This window comes from Massilia sp. Dwa41.01b (assembly GCF_014171775.1).
Taxonomy (GTDB): domain Bacteria; phylum Pseudomonadota; class Gammaproteobacteria; order Burkholderiales; family Burkholderiaceae_D; genus Telluria.
This window is the reverse complement of record NZ_CP050454.1, coordinates 953,515-978,936: the sequence shown is the minus strand read 5'-3', so window position 1 is coordinate 978,936 and position 25,422 is coordinate 953,515. Positions and strand designations below refer to the sequence as shown.

At 65.6% G+C, this 25,422-nt stretch carries 15 protein-coding genes, 3 pseudogenes and 1 riboswitch; of the genes and pseudogenes, 7 read left to right on the top strand and 11 right to left on the bottom strand.

From position 1 onward, the window contains the following. Positions 1–60 precede the first annotated feature (60 nt). The gene (locus tag G4G28_RS04480) at positions 61–1,866 is read left to right on the top strand and encodes a DUF885 domain-containing protein (protein WP_182990998.1); all 1,806 of its coding nucleotides are present in this window, start codon (positions 61–63) and stop codon (positions 1,864–1,866) included. 368 nt (positions 1,867–2,234) lie between these two features. Next, positions 2,235–2,654 (top strand): hypothetical protein, encoded by a 420-nt coding sequence (locus G4G28_RS04475; protein WP_182990997.1) that lies wholly within the window; start codon positions 2,235–2,237, stop codon positions 2,652–2,654. A gap of 146 nt (positions 2,655–2,800) precedes the next feature. Here the strand turns inward: G4G28_RS04475 and G4G28_RS04470 are convergent, their stop codons facing one another. From G4G28_RS04470 to G4G28_RS04460, 3 genes are all read right to left on the bottom strand, one after another. Further along, entirely contained in the window at positions 2,801–3,094 is a 294-nt protein-coding gene (locus G4G28_RS04470) for an antibiotic biosynthesis monooxygenase (RefSeq protein WP_182991716.1), read from the bottom strand. Positions 3,095–3,671: 577 nt separating this feature from the next. Continuing rightward, positions 3,672–4,304, bottom strand: a complete 633-nt coding sequence (locus G4G28_RS04465; protein ID WP_182990996.1) for a hypothetical protein — start codon at positions 4,302–4,304, stop codon at positions 3,672–3,674. Between the two features lie 126 nt (positions 4,305–4,430). Further along, positions 4,431–5,537 carry an S-(hydroxymethyl)glutathione dehydrogenase/class III alcohol dehydrogenase gene (locus tag G4G28_RS04460; RefSeq protein ID WP_182990995.1) on the bottom strand — a complete coding sequence of 369 codons (1,107 nt, stop codon included), beginning with the start codon at positions 5,535–5,537 and terminating at the stop codon, positions 4,431–4,433. 352 nt (positions 5,538–5,889) lie between these two features. Between G4G28_RS04460 and G4G28_RS04455 the strand changes: the two genes are divergently transcribed. From G4G28_RS04455 to G4G28_RS04440, 4 genes are all read left to right on the top strand, one after another. After that, positions 5,890–7,455: a S8 family serine peptidase gene (locus G4G28_RS04455; protein ID WP_182990994.1), complete on the top strand. Its 1,566-nt coding sequence runs from the start codon at positions 5,890–5,892 to the stop codon at positions 7,453–7,455. A gap of 226 nt (positions 7,456–7,681) precedes the next feature. Further along, the gene (locus G4G28_RS04450; protein ID WP_182990993.1) at positions 7,682–9,241 is read left to right on the top strand and encodes a S8 family serine peptidase; all 1,560 of its coding nucleotides are present in this window, start codon (positions 7,682–7,684) and stop codon (positions 9,239–9,241) included. Between the two features lie 456 nt (positions 9,242–9,697). After that, complete coding sequence (locus tag G4G28_RS04445) at positions 9,698–11,260, top strand: S8 family serine peptidase (protein WP_182990992.1); 1,563 nt, start codon at positions 9,698–9,700, stop codon at positions 11,258–11,260. A gap of 415 nt (positions 11,261–11,675) precedes the next feature. Then, positions 11,676–14,432: an EAL domain-containing protein gene (locus G4G28_RS04440; RefSeq protein ID WP_182990991.1), complete on the top strand. Its 2,757-nt coding sequence runs from the start codon at positions 11,676–11,678 to the stop codon at positions 14,430–14,432. 93 nt (positions 14,433–14,525) lie between these two features. On the opposite strand, the gene G4G28_RS04435 is transcribed toward G4G28_RS04440, so the two are convergent. The 8 genes and pseudogenes from G4G28_RS04435 to thiC all read right to left on the bottom strand — a co-directional run bounded on the left by G4G28_RS04435 (position 14,526) and on the right by thiC (position 22,065). Then, positions 14,526–15,191: a two pore domain potassium channel family protein gene (locus tag G4G28_RS04435; RefSeq protein ID WP_182990990.1), complete on the bottom strand. Its 666-nt coding sequence runs from the start codon at positions 15,189–15,191 to the stop codon at positions 14,526–14,528. Between the two features lie 137 nt (positions 15,192–15,328). Next, positions 15,329–16,957 (bottom strand): methyl-accepting chemotaxis protein, encoded by a 1,629-nt coding sequence (locus G4G28_RS27750; RefSeq protein WP_183108082.1) that lies wholly within the window; start codon positions 16,955–16,957, stop codon positions 15,329–15,331. Between the two features lie 6 nt (positions 16,958–16,963). Beyond that, a complete protein-coding gene (locus G4G28_RS04425; protein WP_229425453.1) occupies positions 16,964–17,440 on the bottom strand; it encodes a chemotaxis protein CheW in 477 nt (158 codons plus the stop codon). A 117-nt stretch (positions 17,441–17,557) separates the two neighbouring features. Then, a pseudogene (gene thiE / locus G4G28_RS04420) lies at positions 17,558–18,195 on the bottom strand (thiamine phosphate synthase). Positions 18,196–18,334: 139 nt separating this feature from the next. Then, positions 18,335–18,982 (bottom strand): annotated as a pseudogene (locus tag G4G28_RS04415) (hydroxymethylpyrimidine/phosphomethylpyrimidine kinase); the annotation flags it as partial. Positions 18,983–19,142: 160 nt separating this feature from the next. Next, the gene (locus tag G4G28_RS04410; RefSeq protein WP_182990989.1) at positions 19,143–19,925 is read right to left on the bottom strand and encodes a thiazole synthase; all 783 of its coding nucleotides are present in this window, start codon (positions 19,923–19,925) and stop codon (positions 19,143–19,145) included. Positions 19,926–19,946: 21 nt separating this feature from the next. After that, the gene (gene thiS, locus G4G28_RS04405; RefSeq protein WP_182990988.1) at positions 19,947–20,150 is read right to left on the bottom strand and encodes a sulfur carrier protein ThiS; all 204 of its coding nucleotides are present in this window, start codon (positions 20,148–20,150) and stop codon (positions 19,947–19,949) included. 2 nt (positions 20,151–20,152) lie between these two features. Then, positions 20,153–22,065 (bottom strand): annotated as a pseudogene (thiC, locus tag G4G28_RS04400) (phosphomethylpyrimidine synthase ThiC). A gap of 69 nt (positions 22,066–22,134) precedes the next feature. After that, positions 22,135–22,237, bottom strand: a riboswitch (TPP riboswitch). Positions 22,238–22,618: 381 nt separating this feature from the next. Here thiC and G4G28_RS04395 point away from each other — a divergent pair. Then, positions 22,619–25,417: a valine--tRNA ligase gene (locus tag G4G28_RS04395; protein WP_182990987.1), complete on the top strand. Its 2,799-nt coding sequence runs from the start codon at positions 22,619–22,621 to the stop codon at positions 25,415–25,417. Positions 25,418–25,422 lie beyond the last annotated feature (5 nt).

Genomic DNA, 25,422 nt, shown 5'->3' with positions numbered 1-25,422 from the left:
CGCGCTGCCGGTACGCCGCGCGTCCGGCCCTGTCCCTACGCCCCGACCAAAAGGAAACGCATGCTGCCCGCCCGTCCCCGCACCCTTCCCTTCAGCCGTACCCTCGTCGCCGGCCTGCTGGCCGCCGCGCTGTCCTTGCCCGCCTTCGCCGCCGAACCGGCCTGGGTCACGAAGAGCAACACGAACGCCAAAGTGCTGCTGAACGTGATGGCCAGGTATTCGCCCGAGGAGGCCAGCACGCTCGGGGTGGACGGCTTCGACGAACAGATCACCGACCTGTCGCGCGACCAGTTCGACGCCATCAACCGCGATACGCGCGCGGCCGTCGCCGAACTGCAGAAGCGCCTGCGCAGCGAGACCGACCCGAAGGTGAAGCAGGATTTGCAGATCCTGATCGACAAGGCGCAAGACCAGATGAAGAGCGCGGCGCTCGAGCGCAAGTACTTCATGCCCTTCACTGACCTGACACGCATGATGTTCGGCGTCGTGCGCGCCACGCTCGATCCGCGCATTCCGAAAGAGCGCCAGCAGGCGCTGCTGGTCCGGCTCGACAAGTACACGGGACAAGCCAAGGGCTACCGCCCGGTGACGGAACTGGCGCAGGAACGCCTGCAGGAGCGCCTGAAGGCGAACAAGAACCTGATCGGGCCCTACAAGGGCGAAGTCGAACAGGCGCTGAACGACGGCCCGACCCTGATCAAGGGCATGCGCGAACTGTTCGCCAAGAGCGAACTGAAGGGCTGGGAAAGCCGTGTCGACCTGCTGGAAAAGCAGCTGACCGCCTACAACGCGCGCCTGAAGACGGAGATGCTGCCGCGCGCCCGTAGCGACCACCGCCTGCCGCCGGAAGTGTATGCCGACAACCTGAAAAACTTCGGTGTCGACATCAGCCCGCAGGAGCTGATCGCCAAGTCGCTGACCTCGTTCGCCGAGATCCGCAACCAGATGCAGATCACGGCCAATCTGATCGCGAAGGAACGCGGCTTCAAGAATGCCGACTACCGCGCCGTCATGCTCGAGCTGAAAAAACAGCAGATCCCGACCGAACAGGTGATGCCGCTGTATGCCGACCGCCTGGCCGCGCTCGAGGGCGTGGCGCGCTCCCAGCGCATCGTCACCCTGCCAGAGCGCAAGGCCGTGATCCGCCTGGCCTCGATGGCCGAGAACGCGGCCCAGCCGGCGCCGCACATGAGCCCACCGCGCCTGATCGGCAACACCGGAGAATATGGCGAGTTCGTGCTGACCACCGGCATGCCGCCGGACGCCAGCGGCAAGCGCCTGGTGTTCGACGACTTCACCCACCAGTCGGGCACCTGGTCGATCACGGCGCACGAAGCGCGTCCCGGCCACGAACTGCAGTTCGCCAAGATGATCGAAACCGGCGTGTCGACCGCGCGCGCCGTGTTCGCTTTCAACAGCGTCAACGTCGAAGGCTGGGCGCTGTATGCCGAGGCCGAAGTGCAGCCCTACGAGCCGCTCGACGGCCAGCTGTTCGCGCTGCAGGCCCGCGCAATGCGCGCCGCCCGCGCCTTCCTCGACCCGATGGTCAACCTGGGCGAGATCACCCCGGACGGCGTGAAGAGCTTCCTGATGAACGACGTCGGCCTGTCCGAAGGCATGGCGACCCAGGAAATGCAGCGCTACACCTTCCGCGCGCCGGGCCAGGCGACTTCCTACTTCTACGGCTACCAGCGCCTGATGGAAACGCGCCAGGCAGCGGAAGTCGCACTGCGCGAAAAATTCGACCGCCAGAAATTCAACGACTTCGTGCTGGCCCAGGGCCTGGTGCCGCCGAAGCTGTTGCGCAAGGCGGTGATGGAGGAATTCGTTCCGTCGCTGCTGGGTACGCATTCCGCCCAGCGCTGAGGCCGGGCTGGTCCCCAGCCCGGTGGTGATCGCTGACGTCGGTATCAGCGCTCACTAACCGGCATCATGCGTCGAAAGGCCGGGATGCCATGTGTCCCGGCCTTTTGTTTTGCCGGCTGCCGGGACGCCGGCATGATACGAAACGGGAGGCCATGCCGCCATTTCCGTGTCATGTCCGTTTGATCTGCTTTTTCCGAAACCGAGACTGTTTCGTGATGTCGTCCCTTCCTGGCTTGTACTGGCCATCAAGCGACCTAGACTGAGGAACCCGCGATCCGCTCTGCCCGCTTCGCGGCACTCGTCGAGACCCGGCCCGCCCTGGGCGCGCCGGAAGTGACAGCGTCCTCCTGCTCTGTAAAGGAATCATCATGCGTCCCCTTCCTCTTCTGCTTTCCGCCTCGCTCCTCGGGCTGGCCTTCGGTGCCGGCGCCCAGGATCTCCCCTATCCGCGTGAAATGGCACCGGTGTCGACCGTGCAGGTGACGGCGCCCATCAAGCCGGTCTGGCTCACGACAGAGCAGGAAGAGAATGTGGGGGGAGCCTATGCCATGTCGAATGGCTGGCGCCTGAACGTGGAGACCAGTACAGACCACATCAATGCGCGCATCGATAACCAGCGCCCGCTTCGACTGGTCGCGGTCTCGCCGGACAAATTCGTTTCACGGGACGGCAACGTGACCATGGAATTCAACCGTGGCAGCTCCGGCACGGACATGGTGATGAGCTATGTGCCGAACCCGCTGCTGGGCCAGGTCATCGTGATCTCGTCGACACTGGCGCAACGCTGAGGCCGGTGGGTTCCCCGCCCGGTAGCGCGGGCTGGCAGCCAGATGATCGGTCCAGGTTGTCGGTGCCGACAACGATCGCTGTGTGGGCGCGGGGCGCCCACCCTACGTGGCGACGCCGGCGTCCTTGCGAACGGTGGTTGGCACGTTCATCCACTCCCGCCTGCGCGGCTGTACGGCGGCACCTGTTCCCTGTCGTGCATCCCGTAGTCGCGCACGACATGGGCGATGCGCAGCCGGTAGCCCGCGAACAATTCGGTGCGCCCTGCTCGTTGCGCGGCGCGATGCGCGTCCAGCCGGCGCCAGCGCGCGACCGCCTCCTCGTCGCGGAAGAAGGAGAGCGACAGCACTTTCGCAGGGTCGCTCAGGCGCTGGAAGCGCTCGATCGATACGAATCCGTCGATTTCTTCCAGCCGAGGTCTCAGTTGGGCGGCAATGTCCAGGTAGCGTTGCCGGCCATCGGCATACGAAACGGTTCTCGGCGCCGCCCGCGCCCTCGTCCAGCAGCACCGCTACCCGCGCCACGCACTGCGGTCGCGTCCTGCGTGACCGCATCCAGGGCCCGTTTGAGCGCCGCCTTGTGCGCCGTGTGGTGCTCGCCATCGTTCATGCGTGCGAGCGCGTCGGTGGTGGCGGAGGTGAGCCCGTCGACGGCGAGCGCGCACCTGTTACGACCACATGGCCGGTAGACTGGCGGTGACGCTGCACGACGACTTCGTCGAGCAGGATTGGCTGGGTGTGGATGCGAACGGAAACCATGCCTTGTCGGCCGCAGGCGAGACACAGTTCATGGAAGCCGGCATCGATGTGGAAGGCTTGCGCCGGCAGCGGCGCCGCCTCGCCTGTTCCTGCCTGGACTGGAGCGAGCGCCGTCCGCACCTGGGCGGTGCGCTGGGTGCCGCGCTGCTGCGCCTGGCGCTGCGGAAGGGCTGGGTGGCACAGGATCTCGACAGCCGCACTCTGGCCGTGTCGCCGGACGGACGGCGGCGCATGCTGGCCGCCTTCCGGCTGGGTGGGTCGTCAGCTGCGCAGCGGCAGCGGCCTGGCCGTGCCTTTGCTGAGCGCATCGCGGATTTCGACGCGCATGGCGCGTTCGGCCTTGTCCTGTTCGCGCTCCATCTCCTTGCCCAGCTCTTCCATTTTCTTGCCGGCCGCTTCCATCGGCTTGCCCGCCGCTTCCATTTCCTTGCCGAGTGCTTCCATCTTGTCGCCGTCGAAGGTGATGGCCGCCAGCGCCATCTTCGCGCCGATCGAGCCCATGGCGGCGCCGTGGCGGCCCATTTCGGCGCCCTGCCCGCCCATGCGCGCGCCGATCGCCTCCAGCGGCGCCCAGGCCGCGAGCACGCGCCCCATCGTGGCCGGGTCCTGCACGACGTATTCCTTGCCGCCGTCGCGGAACCAGAGGAAGTCGCCCTTGATGCTGCGCCTGAGTTCCTTGATGCGCGCGCTATCGGCGCGCTCGCCCGCCACCACGTCGTCCTTGCCGCGCACCACGGCGTAGGGTGCGCCGCCGTCGCTGGCCTGCAGGCTGCGGCTCACGTGGATGCCTTCGCCCGCCTGGACCGGCAGCAGGGGCAGCGCGCAGGCGGCGGCCAGGGCGCACAGCAGCAGCGGGCGCTTGAGGGAAAGTGAGGCGCGGTGGGTGTCTTGCATGATCTTCTCCAGGACGGTTGTCGATGGAAGAAGAGTAAGACAGGGGACTGGCGCCTGCCCCCGCTGTGCGACAAACGGTCGCTTTCGCGGGACAGGCCGTCAGTGCGACTTGAAAAGCGGCGTAAGTCAGTAGACCACGACGGAGCGGATCGACTCACCCGACTTCATCAGGTCGAAGCCCTCGTTGATGCGCTCGAGCGGCAGGTGGTGGGTGATCAGGTCGTCGATGTTGATCTTGTTTTCCATGTACCAGTCGACGATCTTCGGCACGTCGGTGCGGCCGCGCGCGCCGCCGAAAGCGGAACCCTTCCACTCGCGTCCCGTCACCAGCTGGAACGGACGGGTCGAGATCTCGGCGCCCGCTTCGGCCACGCCGATGATGATCGACTGGCCCCAGCCCTTGTGGCAGCATTCCAGCGCCTGGCGCATGGTGTTGACGTTGCCGATGCATTCAAAGGAATAGTCGGCGCCGCCGTCGGTGATCTGGACGATCGTGTCCACCACGTTCTGCACTTCCTTGGGGTTGACGAAATGGGTCATGCCGAACTTGCGCGCCATGCTTTCCCGCGCCGGGTTGATGTCGACGCCGATGATCTTGTCGGCACCGACCATTTTTGCTGCCTGGATCACGTTCAGGCCGATTCCGCCCAGGCCGAACACGACGACATTCGCACCCGCCTCCACCTTGGCCGTGAAGATCACGGCGCCGATGCCGGTGGTGACGCCGCAACCGATGTAGCAGATCTTGTCGAAGGGCGCGTCGGAGCGCACCTTGGCCAGCGCGATCTCGGGAACCACGATGTAGTTCGAGAAGGTCGAGGTGCCCATGTAGTGGAACAGCGGCTGGCCGTCCAGCGAAAAGCGCGAGGTGGCGTCCGGCATCAGGCCACGGCCCTGCGTGGAGCGGATCGCCTGGCACAGGTTGGTCTTTTGCGACAGGCAGAATTTGCACTGGCGGCATTCCGGGGTGTAGAGGGGGATGACGTGGTCGTCCTTCTTCACGCTGGTCACGCCCGGCCCGACGTCGACCACCACGCCCGCGCCTTCATGGCCGAGGATGGCGGGAAACAGGCCTTCCGGATCGGCACCCGAGAGCGTGTAGTAATCGGTATGGCAGATGCCGGTCGCCTTGACTTCGACGAGCACCTCGCCGACACGCGGGCCGTCGAGATCGACTTCTTCGATACTCAAGGGCTGGCCCGCCTTCCATGCAATCGCTGCCTTGGTTTTCATGTGGGATTTCCTGTGACATGGGATGGATGGACGCGGCACGGCGCCGCGCGAGTTTGCCATCATACCAAGCCGGAACGATCCCTGCAGTCTTGCCCGCAAGGCAAGAATTGCTGCATTTGCACAAATGTCAGGGCCAAAAATATAGCACCTTTTTTGTTGTCGAACTGTTTTCCAATCGTGCGCGACCGCAACATTGCAACATCGCCGCGCACGATTGGGTTTCAATTGCACGTACATATGTTTCGTGCCTAAACTGGCTCAGCCGTGCTTACGGCGAAAGACGCACTACATAAACGTGCACGCGATGAAAAAATCGCGGCATACCTATAGGCTTTTATACGGAGAAGTCACCATGGTTCAACGTTTCACTCGCGCTTCACAAACCCTCAGCCTGTGCCTGATCGCGGCTGCCACCAGCATCGTCTGCGGCACCGCCAGCGCGGCCCCGGCCGACACCACCCGCGTCATCGTCAGCTTCAAGCCGGGCGCCAAGGCGGCCATGAAGTCGCTGGCCTCGACCCTGCAAGGCACCGTGAAACATGAGATCTTCGGCGCCAACGCCGTCGCCATGGAAGTGCCGCGCACCGCGCTGAAAGGCCTGGAGAACAATCCGAACGTCGAATTCATCGAAGAAGACGTGAAGCGCTATCCGTTGGCCCTGGCGACGCCCTCCACCGGCACCCCCTACGCCACCGGCCAGCTGGTCCCCTACGGCATCAAGATGGTGCAGGCCGACCAGCTGAGCGACTCGGCCGCCGCGAACCGCAAGGTCTGCATCATCGATTCGGGCATCGACCAGAAGCACGAAGACCTGTCGGGCAACAACCTGACCGGCGAGTACGACTCCGGCACCGGCTGGTGGTACACCGACGAGAACCACCACGGCACCCACGTCGCCGGTACCATCGCCGGCATCAACAACAGCGGCACCGGCGTCGTCGGCGTCAACCCGAACAAGCAGCTGAAACTGCACATCGTGAAGGTGTTCGGTGCCGACGGCTGGGCCTATTCCTCGACCCTGGCCACCGCCGCCAACAAGTGCAAGGCGGCCGGTGCCAACGTGGTGTCGATGTCGCTGGGCGGCCCGACCAAGAGCCTGACCGAGCAGCGCGCCTTCGATTCGCTGGCCTCGGCCGGCATCCTCTCCATCGCCGCCGCCGGCAATGACGGCAATACCAAAGTCTCCTACCCGGCCGGCTACACCAGCGTGGTCTCGGTCGGCGCTGTCGACGAGAACAAGGCCTGGGCCACCTTCTCGCAGTACAACAGCAAGGTCGAGCTGGCCGGCCCTGGCGTCGGCGTGCTGTCGACCGTTCCAATGGGCGCGGGCCAGGAAGCCGTCCTGACGGTCGGCTCGAGCACCTACGCCCCGGGCGCCATGGAAGGCTCGCCGGTGAAGACCGCGACCGCGCCGCTGGCCGACTTCGGCATCGGCGACAAGGTCAACACCGCGGTCTCGGGCAAGGTCTGCCTGATCGCCCGCGGCACCGTCGACTTCGCGGTCAAGGTGCAGAACTGCCAGAACAGCGGCGGCGTCGGCGCCGTGGTGTACAACAACGTGGCAGGCGCATTCGGCGGCACGCTGGGCACCACGGTCACCAGCATCCCGTCGGTCACCGCCACCGACGTCGAGGGCACGGCCATGAAGTCCCAGCTGGGCCAGAGCGCCACCGTCGGCATCAAGGCATCGAACTACGCCTACTACGACGGCACCTCGATGGCGACGCCGCACGTGTCGGCCGTTGCTGCCCTGGTGTGGAGCTACTTCCCGACCTGTACCGCCGCCCAGATCCGTACCTCGCTCGGCAAGAGCGCGCTGGACCTCGGCACCGCCGGCCGCGACACCAAGTACGGCTTCGGCCTGGTCCAGGCGAAAGCCGCCTACGACCGCATCAAGTCGCTGGGCTGCGGCATGTAAGCGGGTGTCATCGGGAAGCCTCGCAGGCTGGCCGCCGTCAAGCAGTCAGTATTGTCAGGTAACCAACAGGGCCGGGATTCTGTAGCTTACAGGTCCCGGCCCTTTTTTACTCCGTGAGAGCGCGATCGGCATTGCCGGTGGCGGGAAGAAGGGAGTGGCCGGGACACACCCAGCGCACGCGACGCGCCAAGGCGCGGCGTTCGATCAGCCCACCCATGGAGAACCAATGGTCCAACACTTCCAGCACGCACCGGCAAGCCTGCGCCTGTGCCTCGCCGCCGCCGCTGCCGCCCTCCTGTGCAGTTCCGCCCACGCCGCCGATACCACCCGTGTCATCGTCGGCTTCAAGCCTGGCGCGAAGATGGCGATGAAGAGCGCCCTCGGCGGCGCCGCGGCAACGGCCGCGCGCCCCATCTTCGGCACCGACGCCGTCGCCATGGAAGTGCCGCGCAGCGCGGTGCGCAGCCTGCAGGACAACCCCGACGTCGAGTTCGTGGAAGAAGACGCGAAGCGCTATCCCTTCGCCCTGGCGACGCCCTCGACCGGCACCCCGTATGCGACTGGCCAGCAGGTGCCCTACGGGGTCAAGCTGGTCCAGGCCGATCAACTGAGCGATGCGTTCGCCGGCAACCGCAAGGTCTGCATCATCGATTCCGGCTTCGACCGCCGCCACGAAGACCTCATCCGCAACCACGTCAGCGGCGAATACGACGAGGGCACCGGCTGGTGGTACACCGACGAAAACAACCACGGCACCCACGTGGCCGGCACCATCGCCGCCGTCAACAACAGCGGCAAGGGCGTGGTCGGCGTCAACCCCAACAGCCAGCTCAAGCTGCACATCGTGAAGGTCTTCGGCGCCGATGGCTGGGCCTATTCCTCGGACCTGGCCACGGCGGCCAACAAGTGCAAGGCGGCCGGCGCCAACGTGGTCAGCATGTCGCTGGGCGGCGGGACGCCAACCCTTACCGAACGGCGCGCCTTCGACGGCCTGGCCGCAGCCAGCATCCTCAGCTTCGCGGCTGCCGGCAACGATGGCAATACGACCGTGTCGTATCCGGCTGGCTACCCGAGCGTGGTGTCGGTCGGCGCGCTCGACGAAAACCGCCAATGGGCCAGCTTCTCGCAGTACAACAGCAAGGTCGAGCTGGCCGGTCCCGGCGTATCGGTGCTCTCCACCGTGCCGATGGGCCGCGGCCTGGACACGGTGCTGAGCGTGGGCGCCACGGGCTATACCTCGAGCAGCCTGACCGGCGCGCCGATCAAGGTGGCGACCGCGCCGCTGGCGGACTTCGGCATCGGCGACAAGCTCGACCCGGCCATGGCGGGCAAGATCTGCCTGATCGGGCGCGGCAGCATCACCTTCGGCCTGAAAGTCCTGAACTGCCAGAACAGCGGCGGCGTTGGCGCCGTCATCTACAACAACGTGCCGGGCGCGATCAACGGCACCCTGGGCGAGGTCGTCACCACCATTGCCTCGGTGAGCACCACCGATACCGACGGCGCGGCCTTGAGGACCCGGCTGGGCCAGGAGGCGACGGTAGGAACGAAGCGCAGCAACTACGCCTACTTCAACGGCACCTCGATGGCGACGCCGCATGTGGCGGCCGTGGCGGCACTGGTCTGGAGCCACTTCCCGACCTGTAGCGCGGCGCAGATCCGCGCGTCGCTGGACAAGAGCGCGCTCGACCTGGGCACGGCGGGGCGCGATCCGCAATACGGCTTCGGCCTGGTGCAGGCCAGGGCGGCCTACGAGCGCATCAAGTCGCTGGGCTGCGGCATGTAAGCACCGTCATGCGCTGCCGGCCGCGTTCCACGCGCGCCGGCTTGCCAGGCGATCGGGCCAGGACCTGTCTTGCACAGGCCTGGCCCGATTGTTTTTGTGACGTGGGTCAGGGAAGGCCTTATGCGCCACGGATATCGAAGCGTGCGAGCCGCGCGCTGCAACATGGTCAGGGGTCCGGCAGCGACGTCGAGAAGCGGCCCGGCGCTTGCTGAAATTGTTGCGTATGCACAATCGAGAGGGCGAAAAATATAACATGCACTTCGGAAAATTTGTAAATCTCCTTTAGCAAGCGTGCAACATTGCAACACGCGCCACGCACGTTTGGACTGTCATTTGCTCAGCTGTATGGTTGCGCCTACACTGGCTCAGCCGTTCTACACGGCAATCGTTTTTCAAAAAACGTGCATGCGACCGAAGAAATCGCGGCATTTAACAGGTTTATATACGGAGAATTAGATGGTTCAGAAATCGAAGCACGCCCTTACCACCCTCAAGCTGTGCGTGGCCGCCATCGCGGCCGGCGTGTTCTGCAATGCCCATGCCGCAGCACCGGACACCACCCGTGTCATCGTCGCCTTCAAGCCAGGCAGCGCCGCCGCCCTCAAAGGCGTGGTCAAGGCCGCCAGGGGTTCGGTCAAGCACGAAATCTTTGGCACGAACGCCATGGCCATTGAAGTGCCACTGGTTGCGCTGAAAGGCCTGGAAAACAACCCGAACGTGGAGTACATCGAGCCAGACGTGATCCGCCGTCCGTTCGCGCTGACCAGCCCGTCGACCGGCACGCCCTACACCGCGGGCCAACTGGTCCCTTACGGCATCAAGCAAGTCCAGGCCGACCTGCTGAGCGACGCCAACGTCGGCAACCGCAAGGTCTGCATCATCGACTCCGGCTACAACCGCGACCACGAAGACCTGACCGGCAACGTCGTCACCGGCGAATACGATGCCGGCACCGGCTGGTGGTACACCGACGAAAACCACCACGGCACCCACGTTGCCGGCACCATCGCCGGGGTCAACAACAGCGGCGTCGGCGTGGTCGGCGTCAACCCGAACAAGCGCCTGAAGCTGCATATCGTGAAGGTCTTCGGCGCCGACGGCTGGGCCTACTCGTCGACCCTGGCCTCGGCCGCCAACAAGTGCGGCGCGGCCGGCGCGAACGTGATCAGCATGTCGCTGGGCGGCGGCGGATCGAGCACCACCGAAAGGAATGCATTCGATGCGCTCCAGGCCAAGGGCGTGCTGAACATCGCCGCCGCAGGTAACGACGGCAACACCGTGGTGTCCTACCCGGCCGGCTACAGCAGCGTGATGATGGTTGGCGCCGTCGACGAGAACAAGCAGTGGGCGAGCTTCTCGCAGTACAACAGCAAGGTCGAAATCGCCGGTCCCGGCGTCGGCGTCCTGTCGACCGTGCCGATGGGCAGCGGCAGCGAAGGCGTGCTGAAAGTCGGCACCACCACCTACGTCCCGGGCGCGATGGAAGGCTCGCCGGTGAAGACCGCGACTGCTGCGCTGGCCGACTTCGGCATCGGCGACAAGGTCAACACGGCCGTTTCCGGCAAGGTCTGCCTGATCGCCCGCGGCACGGTCGACTTCGCGACCAAGGTCTCGAATTGCCAGAGCAGCGGCGGCGTCGGCGCGGTGGTGTACAACAACGTGGCCGGTGCCTTCGGCGCGACCCTCGGCACCACCGTGACCAGCATCCCGTCGGTCACCGCGACCGATGTCGATGGCGCATCGATGAAGACCAAGCTGGGCCAGAGCGCCACTGTCGGCGTGAAGGCAACCAACTATGCCTACTTCGATGGCACCTCGATGGCCACCCCGCACGTGTCGGCCGTCGCCGCACTGGTGTGGAGCTACTTCCCGACCTGCACGGGCGCGCAGATCCGTACCTCGCTGACCGCCAGCGCCCAGGACCTGGGCACCGCCGGCCGCGACACCAAGTACGGCTATGGCCTGGTGCAAGCCAAGGCTGCCTACGACCGTATCAAGTCGCTGGGCTGCGGTAAGTAATCGACGCCTTCGGGTGAAAAAAAGGGACGCTTCGGCGTCCTTTTTTTTGCCTCGCGGTAGGGTAGGCGGCTCGGCCCTGCCCTGTGCGTCGACGTTGCATCCGCGCCGCCTGCGCGTTCAATCAGTGCATGAACCGCCAGGCAGATGAGCTCGGCCACTATCGAAGTTGCCATTCTCTATTTACAGACCTGTCACGCCTACCGCTTCTTCAGTTGCAACAGAACCACAAACAAGAGGCAGGCTTACTGGAATGTTGCCGCATGGAACTAGCGATGCTATCGTCCACGGTCGGCCGTGCATGCGTACACAGTACGCAAGCGCTCGGCCTCCTGTCCTGACCTGACTTTTTTCCGATTCCATATCAAGCATGTGAGCAAGGCGCCAGTGCCTGGCTCACGACACGAAGCCGCCCAACATGATCCGCGAACGCAGCTCGACCCAAGAACCGCTTCTTCACCTCGCATGGTCCATCGATGCCGAGGGCCTGTGCGAAGCGCCGCTGGCGTGGTGCCCGGGACTGCTGCCGGACATGGCGGGCATGCCGCTGCCTGCCTGGCTGGCAACGGTCGCCGTGACAGACGGTCCTGCGCTCGCGCGCGAACTCGATGGCGTGCTGGCGCGGCGGCAAGCCTTCGAATGCCAGCTCGAGATTGCCTGCGGCGATGGCCGCCAGCGGCACGGCCTGATCACGGCCCTGCCCCGGCAACAGGATGGCGGATACGCGTGCACGCTGGTGGACGTGACGGGACGACAGGTAGCGCTGGATGGAGCGACACGCGATGCGGCTACCCTGCGGCTCATGGTCGACAACGCGACCGACCTCGTGGCCTTCTGCGACCTGGACGGGCGTTACATCGACATTTCCTCGTCCTTCACACGCAACCTCGGCTGGACAAGGGAACAATTGATCGGGCAACCGGCGATCGATTTCGTGCATCCGGACGACCATGCCCATGCCAACGACGACATGCGGCGCATCCTGGCCGGCGAACCGCGGCCGGATGCGATCGAACTGCGCAAGCGCGACACGCAGGGCCAGTATCGCGCGCTGGCATCGAAGACGCGCATGGTGATCGATCCGGTGACGGGCGACTGCCTGGGCGCCGTGTTCGTGTCGCGCGATATCACGCGCGAAAACGAGATGCTGCGGCGCCTCGAGCGCATGGCCGAACACAACCTCACCCTGATCGAGAGCATCGACGACGGCTTTTTCTCCGTCAACTCGTCGTGGGAAATCGTGTATGCGAATAACCGCGCGGCAGCCTTCGTCGGTGTCGACCGCGACGCGGCGCTCGGCAAGGTCGTGTGGGACGTTGCCCCGGGCCTGGCCGAGTCGGTGGTCGGCCAGAACCTGGTCAAGGCCATGGCAAGCCGCGAAAGCATCAGCTTCGAAACCTTCTATGAACCGGTCGGTGTCTGGGTCAGCGAGCGCATCTATGCGCACGAAGAAGGCCTGTCGGTGTTTTTCCACGACATTTCCGATCGTGTGGCGCGCGAACAGCAGATCCGCGACAGCGAACGGCGCTTTCGCGAAACGATCCAGATCACGCCGGCCGGCTACATGCTCCTCAACGGCGACGGCATCGTCGAAGACATCAATCCGGCACTGTGCCAGCTCTCCGGCTACTCGCGCGAGGAACTGGTCGGCAAGCCCGTAGCGGCCATCCTGGTTGCCGGCGACGCCAGCCCGGCGCTCAACGTCCGCTGCACCGGTCATCGCGAACGTGCACTCGAGACCGTGCTCCTGCACCGCCAGGGCCACCATGTCGTCGCCCTGGTGAACCAGACCGTCGAGCTCGATGCGCAGGGCGAGGCACGGTCGCTGACAGCCTTCATCATCGACATTACCGAGCGCAAGCGCGCCGAGGCGCGGCTGGAAGAACTGGCCACGCGCGACACGCTGACGGGCCTGCCGAACCGGAACTGGATCAACCGCCGCGTATCGAGCATGCTCGACCAGGGCCAGGGTGGGACGACGGTGTTCTTCATCGACCTGAACCGCTTCAAGGAAGTCAACGATTCAATGGGCCACGCCACCGGCGACCGGCTGCTGCAACAGGTGGGCAGGCGCCTGCAATCGTGCATGCGGCCGGGCGACGTCGTGGCGCGGCTGGGCGGTGACGAATTCGTCGTGGCAGCGAGCTGCATGGGCCGCGAGGCCGCGACCGCCATTGCGCGGCGCCTGCTCGCCACGATGGATATGCCTTTCGTTGCGGACGGCATGGAAATGCGCGTGGGGGCGTCGATCGGCATCAGCCTGGCCGGGGGCGAGGACACGTCGACCGACGAGCTGTTCCAGAAGGCAGACACGGCCATGTACAAGGCCAAGGCGCAGGGCGACGGCTCCTTCCAGTTTTTTGAGCCGGAAATGAGCCTGGAGGCGAAGCGCCGCCTGCAGCTCGAGGCGGCACTGCACCGGGCGCTGGAGCAGAACCAGTTTGCGGTGCACTACCAGCCGCGCGTCGACCTGCGCTCGCTGCGCACGCTCGGCGTCGAAGCGCTGCTGCGCTGGGACCATCCCGAATTCGGCCGCGTGGCGCCGCTGGAATTCATCCCGCTGGCCGAGGAGCGCGGCCAGATCGAAACCATCGGCCGCTGGGTACTCGGCGCGGCCTGCCGCGACGTCCAGCAGATCAACGAGCAGTTCGGCCTGCACCTGCACGTTTCCGTCAACGTCTCGGCGCGCCAGTTGCGCTCGCCGGACCTGATCGGCCACGTGCGCACCGCACTGGCCGAATCCGGCTTGCCGGCAGGCGCACTGGAACTGGAATTGACGGAAAGCGCGCTGATCGAGGACCTCGACCAGTCGGTGGAAGTGCTCAGGGGCCTCAAAGCCTTGGGCGTGCGCCTCTCGATCGACGATTTCGGCACCGGCTACTCGAGCCTGTCCTACCTGAAACGCCTGCCCATCGACGTGCTGAAGCTGGACCGCTCCTTCATCTCCGACAACCCGGCCGGCGACGGTTTCGTGGGGGCGCTGATCGACATGGCCCACGTGCTCGACCTGTCCGTGGTGGCCGAAGGGATCGAAACCGACGAGGTGGTGGAGACCCTGCGCGAAGCCTTGTGCGACGAAGGCCAGGGCTACCTGTTCGCGCGGCCGATGCCGCTGGCCGAGCTGGAGGCATTCCTGGTGCGCGAGTACACCGGCATGCCGGTTGGCGAAGAGTAGGACTGACGCGGCTGCTCGTATGACGGTTGAACGCGTGGGCGGCATTGACCTCGTCGTCGATCCGCCATCGCGGATACAGCCGCCCACCCTACATTACTTATTCGGCTGCATCGTCAGGCCGATCAGGCGCGCCACCACGGCGGCAAGATACATCAGGCCGACGAACATCTCGATGCTGGCGAGCGAGCGCGCGTGCACGGTAAGCGGGATGACGTCGCCGATGCCGGTGCTCGAGAGCAGTGCGAAGCTGAGGTAATTCAGTTCGCTCCAGGTGCGCGGCAGCTCGGGGTGCACCGCGGCGCCGTAGGAGCCAGGCGCCAGCGCCTGCACCAGCAGGTAGAGGTGGGTAAAGGCCCAGGCCAGCAGCGTGAAGGTGGCGCCGGCGGCGAACAGTTCGTCGGTGGTCACGTGCCGGTCTTCCAGCATGTAGGCGATCAGCGAGCCGGCGGCATAGAAATAGAAGATCACTTCCAGTCCGGATGACCAGGCGCGCAGCTGCGGCAGGTCGTAGAGCATCTGCGCGATCAGCAGGGCAATGATCGGCACCGCCAGCATCACGCTGATGCGCGTCAGCCCGGGCGTGCGCCGTACCATGTTGGTAGTCAGCGTCAGGATGACGATGCCGAAGGCGTTCAGGGTCACGTGGCCGGCGGCCGTGTGCTCGACAAACGGGTACAGCACCATCGCGAGCAACTGCACCATCAAGAGGATGGCGGAAGGATGGCGGCGGGTGCGATTGAACAGGTGTAGCAGGTGCATCGAAATGTTCTCGGTAGGTGCAATAGCGCTATTGTAGGCACAAGAACAGGGACGGTGCGCGCGGCGCCGGGCGGCCTTCATCGGCGGCGGGCGAAAAAAAACCCCGCCTTGCGGGCGGGGTGTCGGTGCGAAGCGGCTCAGGAGCGCACGGACGCGCTTGCCGGCACCAGGGCGGTCACGGACGATGTCTGCGCACGCACGGGAACCGCGTCTTCCTCGCCCAGGCGGAACAGGGCCACCACCTGGCTCAGGCGCGCGGCCTGGTCCTGCATCGATTCGGCGGCGGCGGCGGCTTCCTCGACCAGGGCCGAATTCTGCTGGGTCACCTGGTCCATCTGGGCGATGGCGCCATTGACCTGCTCGATGCCGGCGCTCTGTTCGGCGCTGGCGGCACTGATCTCGGCGACGATGTCGGTCACGCGGCGCACGCTGTCGACCACTTCCCGCATCGTCGTCCCGGCCTGCGCCACCAGCGCGCTGCCGGCGTCGACACGGTCGACCGAAGCGTGGATCAAGGCCTTGATTTCCTTCGCTGCCGCAGCCGAACGCTGGGCCAGGTTGCGCACCTCGGAGGCGACGACGGCGAAGCCGCGTCCCTGTTCGCCGGCACGCGCCGCTTCCACGGCGGCGTTCAGGGCCAGGATATTGGTCTGGAAGGCGATGCCGTCGATGACGCCGATGATGTCGACCACCTTGCGCGAGGAAGCGTTGATCGCGTCCATGGTCTCGACCACTTGCGCCACCACGTCGCCGCCGCGCACCGCGACCTGCGAGGCACTGGCACCGAGCTGGTTGGCCTGGCGCGCATTGTCCGCGTTCTGCTTGACGGTCGCGGTCAGCTCTTCCATCGACGATGCGGTTTCCTCGAGCGAGGAAGCCTGCTGCTCGGTGCGGCTGGACAGGTCCTGGTTGCCGGCGTTGATCTCGGCGGACGCGGCGGCGATGGTGTCGGTACCGAGACGCACCTGGCTGACGATGCCAGCCAGGCTGTCGCGCATGCCCTTGATGGCAAACAGCAGGCTGCCGGTGTCGCCGGCGCGGGTGGCGATCGGCACGCCGAGGTTGCCCGCGGCGATCTGCTCTGCGACGTCGGCCGCATAGGTCGGTTCGCCGCCCAGCTGGCGCAGCAGGCTGCGGGTGATGACGGTGGCGGCCGCCACGCCGCCCAGCAGCGCCAGCGCGCCCAGGATCAGCATGGCGTTGCGGCCGACGACATAGGTCTGCTCGGCCGCCTCGTAGGTGGCCTGCATGGTCTTGCCCTGGTGGTCGATCAGTTCGTTGGACGAAATGAAGACCGCGCTCTGGATCTTGCGTGCAGGGCCCAGCAGATGGGCGACGGCCGCATCGTGCTCGCCGGCGGCGCGCAGGCGCATGACTTCATCGAGGGCCACCATGTACTGGTCGTAGGCGGCCTTGTAGGTGCGCAGGTTCCTGACCCCATCCTCGGATACCACCAGCTTGTCGAGCCCGGCGAACATCTCGGCCGCTTCCTTGCGGCTGGTGGCGATCACGCCGAGGTTCTTGGCCACGGCCTGGGCATCGTCCGTCAACAGCAAGTCGCGCACCGAGCGCGCGCTGCGGTTGATGCGGTCGGCCAGGCTCTGGGCCAGCACCACCTTCGGATAGGCGTCGGTCGCCATCGTACGGGTGCCGGTATGGAGCGCACCGAGCTTGCTGATGCCCATCGCAATCACGGCCACGAGAAAAGCCAGCACCAGCACAAAGGCCAGCGCCAGTCGGGTTCCTACCTTGAGTCGGCTCAGCATGATCACTCAGCTCGCCGGGGTCTCGATGACGCCCATTTCCTCGGACGTCATCAGGCGGTCGATGTCGACCAGGATGATCATGCGTTCGTCCACCGTGCCCAGGCCCAGCAGGTAATCGGTGTTGAGCGCGCCGCCCATGTCCGGCGCCGGCTTGATCTGCTCGGCCGTCAGCGAAATCACGTCCGACACCGCGTCCACCACCATGCCCACCACGCGGTCCTGGATGTTCAGGATGATCACGACGGTAAACTGGTTGTAGGTCGGCTCACCCAGCTTGAACTTGATGCGCATGTCGACGATCGGCACGATCGTGCCGCGCAGGTTGACCACGCCCTTGACATGTTCCGGCGCGCTGGCAATGCGGGTGACGGCCTCGTAGCCGCGGATTTCCTGCACCTTCAAAATCTTGATGCCGTATTCTTCGTTGCCGAGCTTGAATGCGAGCGCTTCCAGCACGCCGTCGTTCATCAAGGTGTTGTCCATGTCATTCCTGCTGTAGAAGAGGGGGATATCCCCGGAGATCCCCTATTTTTGCTCATGAGCAATAAATAGGGAAGTCCAGCATAGCCGATCTGTCTCGCCCCTACAACTGACTGTCCATCAAACCCCCTGCGCGTGGGCTGCAGCGGCCCCCTCGAACAGTGTGGCGAAGCGGCGCGCCGCGCTTTCCGGGTCGGCTTCGCCATACACGCTCGTGATTGCCGCCACCATGTGGGCACCCTGCGCCACCGGGGGTGCGGCGTTCGATGGGGTCATGCCGCCGATGACGACCAGCGGCAGCTCCAGTTCGGCGCGCGCGGCGGCCAGGATCGATGGCGCCGTGACGAAATCGTATTGTTTGACGGGCGAGGGATAGAAGCCGCCGAAGGCAGCGTAGCTCGCGCCCGCCGCCTGCGCCGCGCGTGCCAGCGCCAGCTCACCATAGCAGGAGGCGCCGACGATCTTGTCGCGCCCGAGGCCCCAGCGCGCCTGCTGCAGCGCGGTGTCGCCCCCGCCCAGGTGCACGCCGTCGGCATCGATGCGCATGCACAGGTCGAGGTGGTCGTTGACGACCAGCGGCCGCTTGTGGCGCCGGCACAGCGCCAGCAGCGCCGTCGCCTGCTCCAGGCGCAGTGCCGCGCCGGCCTCCTTGTGGCGGTACTGCACCGGGCCGCGCCGCCGCGCAGGGCCGCTTCGGTGGCGGCCAGCAGCCGGTCGGTGTCGTCCCAGTTCGGGGTGACGAGATACAAGCCGTGCATATTGGATCCTTTCATGTGGTGGGCAGCGCCTGCACGCCGTCCTGGCCTGTGCGCTGTAAAAGCGGCGGGGAATGCGCTGGCCCGGCGCGATCGCGAAGGCCTGGGCCAGGGCTTCGTGGCAGTAGGACTGGGCGGCTCCCAGCGCCTCGAACATCGATTCGCCCAGCGCCAGGCGTGCGGCCAGGGCGGCCGCCAGGGTGCAGCCGCTGCCGTGGTAGGCGCCGGGCAGGCGCGGCCAGCGCCAGCGCTGTTCCAGCTGTCCGTTGGCATACCAGCGGTTGGTGACGAACTGGCCATCGCCATGGCCGCCCGTGACCAGCCACTGGGCGCCGGGGAAGGCGCCGATCGCGCAGGCTTCCGGCTCGTTCGGCAGCACGATGGTGGCCAGCGCCAGCAGCTCGGCGACGGCATCGAGCGGATCGCCGGACGCCAGCGCATCGCCATGGCCGCTGGCGAGCACCGGATCGAGCACGACCGGCAGCTTCGGATCACGCTTGCGCAGGCTTCTCAGCAGCCCGGCAATCGCCAGCGCATTTGCGCGGTTGCCGGGAATGCCGATCTTGACCGCGCGGATGGCGCAGGTATCGATCAGGGCCTGGGCCTGGTGCAGCACGAACTCGGTCTCGACCGGACGCACGGCATGCACGCGGTTGTTGTCCTGCACCGTCAGCGCGGTGGCCACCGGCAGCGCGTGGGCACCCTGGGCGGCGATCGCCAGGATGTCGGCGGCCGAACCGGCGCCGCCGCCGGGATCGAGGCCGGCGAAGACCAGCACCGCCGGCGCCATGCCGGGGAGATGCCGGCCGCGCTATGCGACGCGCCATGCGACGCGGTACCCGGCGCGCTATGCGACGCGGTACCCGGCGCGGTAACCGACGCCGACCCGGTCGCCAGTCCGATGACAGCCGCCCTATGGGACGCCCTATGGGACGCCCTACCGGACGCCGTCACGCGAGGCGCCCGTCGCTTGGTGACGAGGGCGACGCGGCGAAGCGGCGCGGCATGCGTCCGGCGAGGTAGGCCTCGCGGCCCGCTTCCACCGCCAGCTTCATCGCGCGTGCCATGCGCACCGGCGCGCGTGCGCAGGCAATCGCGCTGTTCATCAGCACGCCGTCGCAGCCGAGTTCCATCGCGATCGCCGCATCCGACGCGGTGCCGACGCCGGCGTCGACCAGCACCGGCACGCGGGCCTCCTCGATGATCAACTTGAGGTTCCAGGGGTTGAGGATGCCCATGCCGGAACCGATGAGGGAGGCCAGCGGCATCACGGCCACGCAGCCGATCTCCTGCAACAGTTTCGCCTGCACCGGGTCATCGCTGCAGTAGACCATGACGTCGAAGCCGTCGCGCACCAGGGTCTCGGCCGCCTTCAGGGTTTCCGGCATGTGCGGGAACAGCGTGGTCTCGTCGCCCAGCACCTCGAGTTTCACGAGCTTGTGCCCGTCCAGCAGTTCGCGCGCCATCTGCAGGGTGTAGACCGCGTCCCTGGCGTTGTAGCACCCGGCGGTATTGGGCAGGATGGTGAACCGGGACGGCGGCAGCACGTCGAGCAAATTTGGCGCCTTCGGATCCTGGCCGATGTTCACGCGGCGGATTGCCACCGTGACGATCTCGGCTTCGGCCGCCAGCGTGGCCTCGCGTGTTTCATCCAGGTCGCGGTACTTGCCGCTGCCGACCAGCAGGCGCGAGCGGTATTGCTTGCCCGCGATGGTGAGGAAGTCTTCGCTCATGTTCATCCTTTGTTCATCCTTTCAGCCGCCGCCGATGGCGCGCACGATGTCGACCTTGTCCTGGCGCGCCAGCACGCGCGAGGCCCACTGCTGGCGCGGCACCACCTCGCGGTTGACCGCCAGCGCCACCGCCTGCTTCCCGACGCCGAGCGCCTGCACCAGGTCGCCCAGGGTCTGGCCGTCCAGCAAACTGTAGGGTTCGCCATTGAGTTCGATGTCGAACATGCTCAGACCTCGCGGTACAGTTTCGCGCCGCCGCGCACGAATTCGATCGCCTTTTCCTGCATGCCGCGCACCAGAGCCGTGTCTTCGCCCACGCCCTGCTCGGCCGCGTAGGCGCGCACTTCCTGGGTGATCTTCATCGAGCAGAAATGGGGGCCGCACATCGAGCAGAAATGCGCCACCTTGGCGGAATCCTTGGGCAGCGTCTCGTCGTGGAAGGCGCGCGCCTTGTCCGGGTCGAGCCCGAGGTTGAACTGGTCTTCCCAGCGGAATTCGAAGCGCGCTTTCGACAGCGCGTTGTCGCGGATCTGCGCGCCCGGGTGGCCCTTCGCCAGGTCGGCGGCGTGGGCCGCGATCTTGTAGGTGATGATGCCGTCCTTGACGTCGTTCTTGTCGGGCAGGCCGAGATGCTCTTTCGGCGTCACGTAGCACAGCATCGCGGTGCCGTACCAGCCGATGTGGGCCGCGCCGATGCCGGAGGTGATGTGGTCGTAGCCGGGCGCGATGTCGGTGGTGAGTGGCCCCAGCGTATAGAACGGCGCTTCCATGCACTGTTCCAGCTGCAGGTCCATGTTCTCCTTGATCAGGTGCAGCGGCACGTGGCCGGGCCCCTCGATCATCACCTGTACGTCGTGCTTCCAGGCGATTTGGGTCAGTTCGCCGAGGGTCTTCAGTTCGGCCAGCTGGGCCTCGTCGTTGGCATCGTAGATGGAACCCGGACGCAGGCCATCGCCCAGGCTGAAGGCCACGTCGTACTGCTTCATGATGGCGCAGATGTCCTCGAAATGCGTGTAGAGGAAGGACTCCTCGTGGTGCGCCAGGCACCACTTGGCCATGATCGAGCCGCCGCGCGACACAATGCCTGTCAGGCGCTTGGCCGTCATCGGCACATACGGCAAACGCACGCCGGCGTGGATGGTGAAGTAGTCGACGCCCTGCTCGGCCTGTTCGATGAGGGTGTCGCGGTAGATTTCCCAGGTCAGGTCTTCGGCCTTGCCGTTCACTTTTTCCAGCGCCTGGTAGAGCGGCACGGTGCCGATCGGGACCGGGCTGTTACGGATGATCCATTCGCGCGTCTCGTGGATGTGCTTGCCGGTGGACAGGTCCATCACGTTGTCGGCACCCCAGCGGATCGCCCAGGTCATCTTTTCCACTTCCTCGCCGATGGACGAGGTGACGGCCGAGTTGCCGATGTTGGCGTTGATCTTCACCAGGAAGTTGCGGCCGATGATCATCGGCTCGCTCTCGGGGTGGTTGATGTTGGCCGGGATGATGGCGCGGCCACGGGCGACCTCGGAACGCACGAATTCCGGCGTGATCTCCTCAGGAATGGCGGCACCGAACGACTGGCCCGGATGCTGGCGGCCCAGCAGCGCGGCCGTGCGCCGGCCCATCTCGCCGCTCGCTTCCAGCGACGCCAGGTACTCCTTGCGGCGCAGGTTCTCGCGCAGGGCGATGAATTCCATCTCGGGGTGATGATGCCGCGGCGGGCGTAATGCATCTGGGTGACGTTGGCGCCCTCTTTCGCGCGGCGCGGCTTGCGCTGCAGCTCGAAGCGCAGCGCGTCCAGGCTCGGATCAAGCAGGCGCCCGGCGCCGTAGGTCGAGCTCGGGCCGGACAGCTCCTCGGTGTCGCCCCGTTCGGCGATCCAGGTGCGGCGCAGTGCCGGCAAGCCGCGGCGGATGTCGATGGACGCTGCCGGGTCGGTGTAGGGGCCGGAGGTGTCGTAGACAAAGACGGGCGGGTTGGTCTCGCCGCCGAAGCTGGCCGGGGTGTCGCTTTGGGCGACGGCGCGCATCGGCACGCGGATATCGGGGCGGCTGCCTTCGATGTAGACCTTGGTCGAATTCGGGAAGGGGGCAATCGCGGCGCTGTCCACCATGGCGGTGGCGGCGTCGAACTTCAGTGGTGCATTCATGCGGCTCCTTTGCGTGAGGAGCCAGCAAAGGAGGCCGAGAGTGGCGTCAGGCGCGTGCGTGGGCACGAATCCGCATCTCGAAAGCTTCCCTTCGCTGGCATTATCCAGATCAGGTTCAGAGGGTATGTCTCACCCGCGCATCGATCGACGCGCAGGACCCCTAGCGTGTGCTGCCTTGCGGCAGCGGGCGGATTATAGCCTGCGAATTGGCGTTAGCAAAAAAATATTGAGCGCTTACTCGGGACGGGTGCTCCCCTGGACATGGGGTTGTTGCCTGTGCCGTTCGTGATGGGTTCAATCCGCGCGGGCACAGGTGCCCACCCTGGGGGACATGTGCGTTGAACCGGGGGTTGCCTGGGCTTGCCAAGAGGGCCTCCTGTAGGGTGGGCACCCCGTGCCCACGCGGATTGGGCATACCGATACCAACACACGCAACACACGCAACAGCGCCACGAACGACAACGATTCGACGCCGAATTTCCCGCTATCGCCTGACCTCACCCCCGCCCTCCTCCTCTATAATGGTCGTTTTCGCACCTCACACTGCCACATCATGGAATTAGCCAAGTCTTTCGAGCCAGCCGACATCGAACAACACTGGCGCGCCGCCTGGGAAGAGCGCGGGTATTTCGCCGCCACGCTCGACGCCGGCAAGCCCGCGTTCAGCATCCAGTTGCCGCCACCGAATGTGACGGGCACGCTGCACATGGGCCACGCGTTCAACCAGACCATCATGGACGGCCTGACGCGCTACTACCGCATGCGCGGCCATAACACGGCCTGGATTCCGGGCACCGACCACGCCGGTATCGCCACGCAGATCGTGGTGGAGCGCCAGCTCGACGCCCAGAAGGTCTCGCGCCACGACCTCGGTCGCGACGAATTCATCAAGAAGGTCTGGGAGTGGAAGGAAAAATCGGGCAACACCATCACCGGCCAGATGCGCCGCCTGGGTGCCTCGGCCGACTGGAGCCGCGAATACTTCACGATGGACGAGACCCGCTCGAAGGTCGTCTCGGAAGTGTTCGTGCGCCTGTACGAGCAGGGCCTGATCTACCGCGGCAAGCGCCTGGTGAACTGGGACCCGGTGCTGGGCACGGCCGTCTCCGACCTGGAGGTCGATTCGGTCGAGGAAGACGGCTCGATGTGGTATATCCAGTACCCGTTGGCCGACGGCTCGGGCCACCTGACGGTGGCCACCACCCGTCCTGAAACCATGCTGGGCGACGTCGCCGTGGCGGTCGATCCGACCGACGAGCGTTACACTCACCTGCACGGCAAGATGCTGAAATTGCCGCTGACGGATCGCGAAATCCCGATCATCGCCGACAGCTATGTGGACAAGGAATTCGGCACCGGCTGCGTGAAGATCACCCCGGCGCACGACTTCAACGACTACGCCGTCGGCCAGCGCGCGAATCTCGCGCCGATCACGATCATGACGCTCGACGCGAAGATCAACGAGAACGCCCCCGCGCAATACCAGGGCCTGGACCGTTTCAAAGCGCGCAAGCAGATCGTCGCCGACCTCGAAGCGCTTGGCCTGCTCGAACAGGTGAAACCGCACAAGCTGATGGTGCCGCGCGGCGACCGCACCGGCGTCGTGATCGAGCCGATGCTGACCGACCAGTGGTTCGTCGCCATGACGAAGCCGGCCCCGGAAGGTAGCTTCAATCCGGGCAAATCGATCACCGAAGTGGCGCTCGAAAAAGTCGCCAGCGGCGAAATCAAGTTCGTGCCGGAGAACTGGTCGACAACCTACAACCAGTGGCTGGGCAATATCCAGGACTGGTGCATCTCGCGCCAGCTGTGGTGGGGCCACCGCATCCCGGCCTGGTTCGACGAAGCCGGCAACATCATCGTCGCCCGTGACGAGCAAGAAGCCAAGGCCAAGGCCGCCGCGCAAGGCATCACGGGTGAACTGCGCCGCGACGAAGACGTATTGGACACCTGGTTCTCCTCGGCCCTCGTCCCCTTCTCGACCATGGGCTGGCCGGAGGAGACGCCGGACATGAAGATGTTCCTGCCCTCGTCGGTGCTGGTGACGGGCTTCGACATCATCTTCTTCTGGGTCGCGCGCATGGTCATGATGACCGCGCACTTCACGGGCAAGGTGCCCTTCGAGACCGTGTACGTGCACGGCCTGGTGCGCGATTCGCAGGGCCAGAAGATGAGCAAGTCGAAGGGCAATACGCTGGACCCGATCGACCTGATCGACGGTATCGACGTCGAGTCGCTGGTGGCCAAGCGCACCGCTGGCCTGATGGACCCGCGCGCCGCCGAAAAAATTGCGAAAGCCACGCGCAAGGAATTCCCGAGCGGGATTCCGGCCTTTGGCACCGATGCCGTGCGCTTCACGATGGCAAGCTACGCGTCCCTGGGCCGCAACATCAATTTCGACCTCGGTCGCGCCGAGGGTTATCGCAACTTCTGCAACAAGCTGTGGAATGCGACGCGCTTCGTGATGATGAACACCGAGGGCAAGGACTGCTCGGCGCCGAACCCCGAGGACCTGTCGCCGTCGGACCGCTGGATCATCTCGCTGATGAACCGGGTCGAGCTGGAAGTGGCGAAAGGCTTCGAGGACTACCGCTTCGACAACATCGCCAGCAGCATCTACAAGTTCGTCTGGGACGAGTACTGCGACTGGTACCTGGAAGTGGCCAAGGTCTCGGTCCAGCAAGGTACCGAGGCGCAGCAGCGCGCCACCCGCCACACGCTCCTGCGCGTGCTGGAAGTGATCCTGCGCCTGGCGCATCCGGTCATTCCGTTCGTGACCGAGGCACTGTGGCAGGCGGTGGCGCCGCTGGCCGGCAAGTCGGGCGACAGCATCATGCTGCAGCCCTACCCGATCGCCAATCCGGATGCGATCGACGAGTCCGCCGAAGCCTGGATGGCGCAGCTGAAGGAGCTCACGAATGCGACGCGCAACCTGCGCGGCGAGATGAAGCTGTCGCCGTCGGTGCGCGTGCCGCTGATCGTCGAACCGGGCAATGAAGCCGACCGCGCCAACATGGCCGGCTTCGCGCCTTTCATCGCCTCGCTCGGCAAACTGGCGGAAGTGCAGATCGTCGATGCCCTCCCGGAATCGCCGGCCGCCGTGTCGGTTGTCGGCACGACCAAGCTGATGCTGAAAGTGGAAATCGACGTCGCCGCCGAACGCGAGCGCCTCTCGAAAGAGATCGCGCGCATCGAGGGCGAGATCGCCAAGGCCAACGGCAAGCTGTCGAGCGAAAGCTTCGTCGCGCGCGCGCCGGCTGCCGTCGTGGCGCAGGAGAAGGAACGCCTGGCGAACTTCAGCGCGACCATCGAGAAGATGCGCGAGCAGCTGGGCAAGCTGCCGCCAGCCTGATCGGG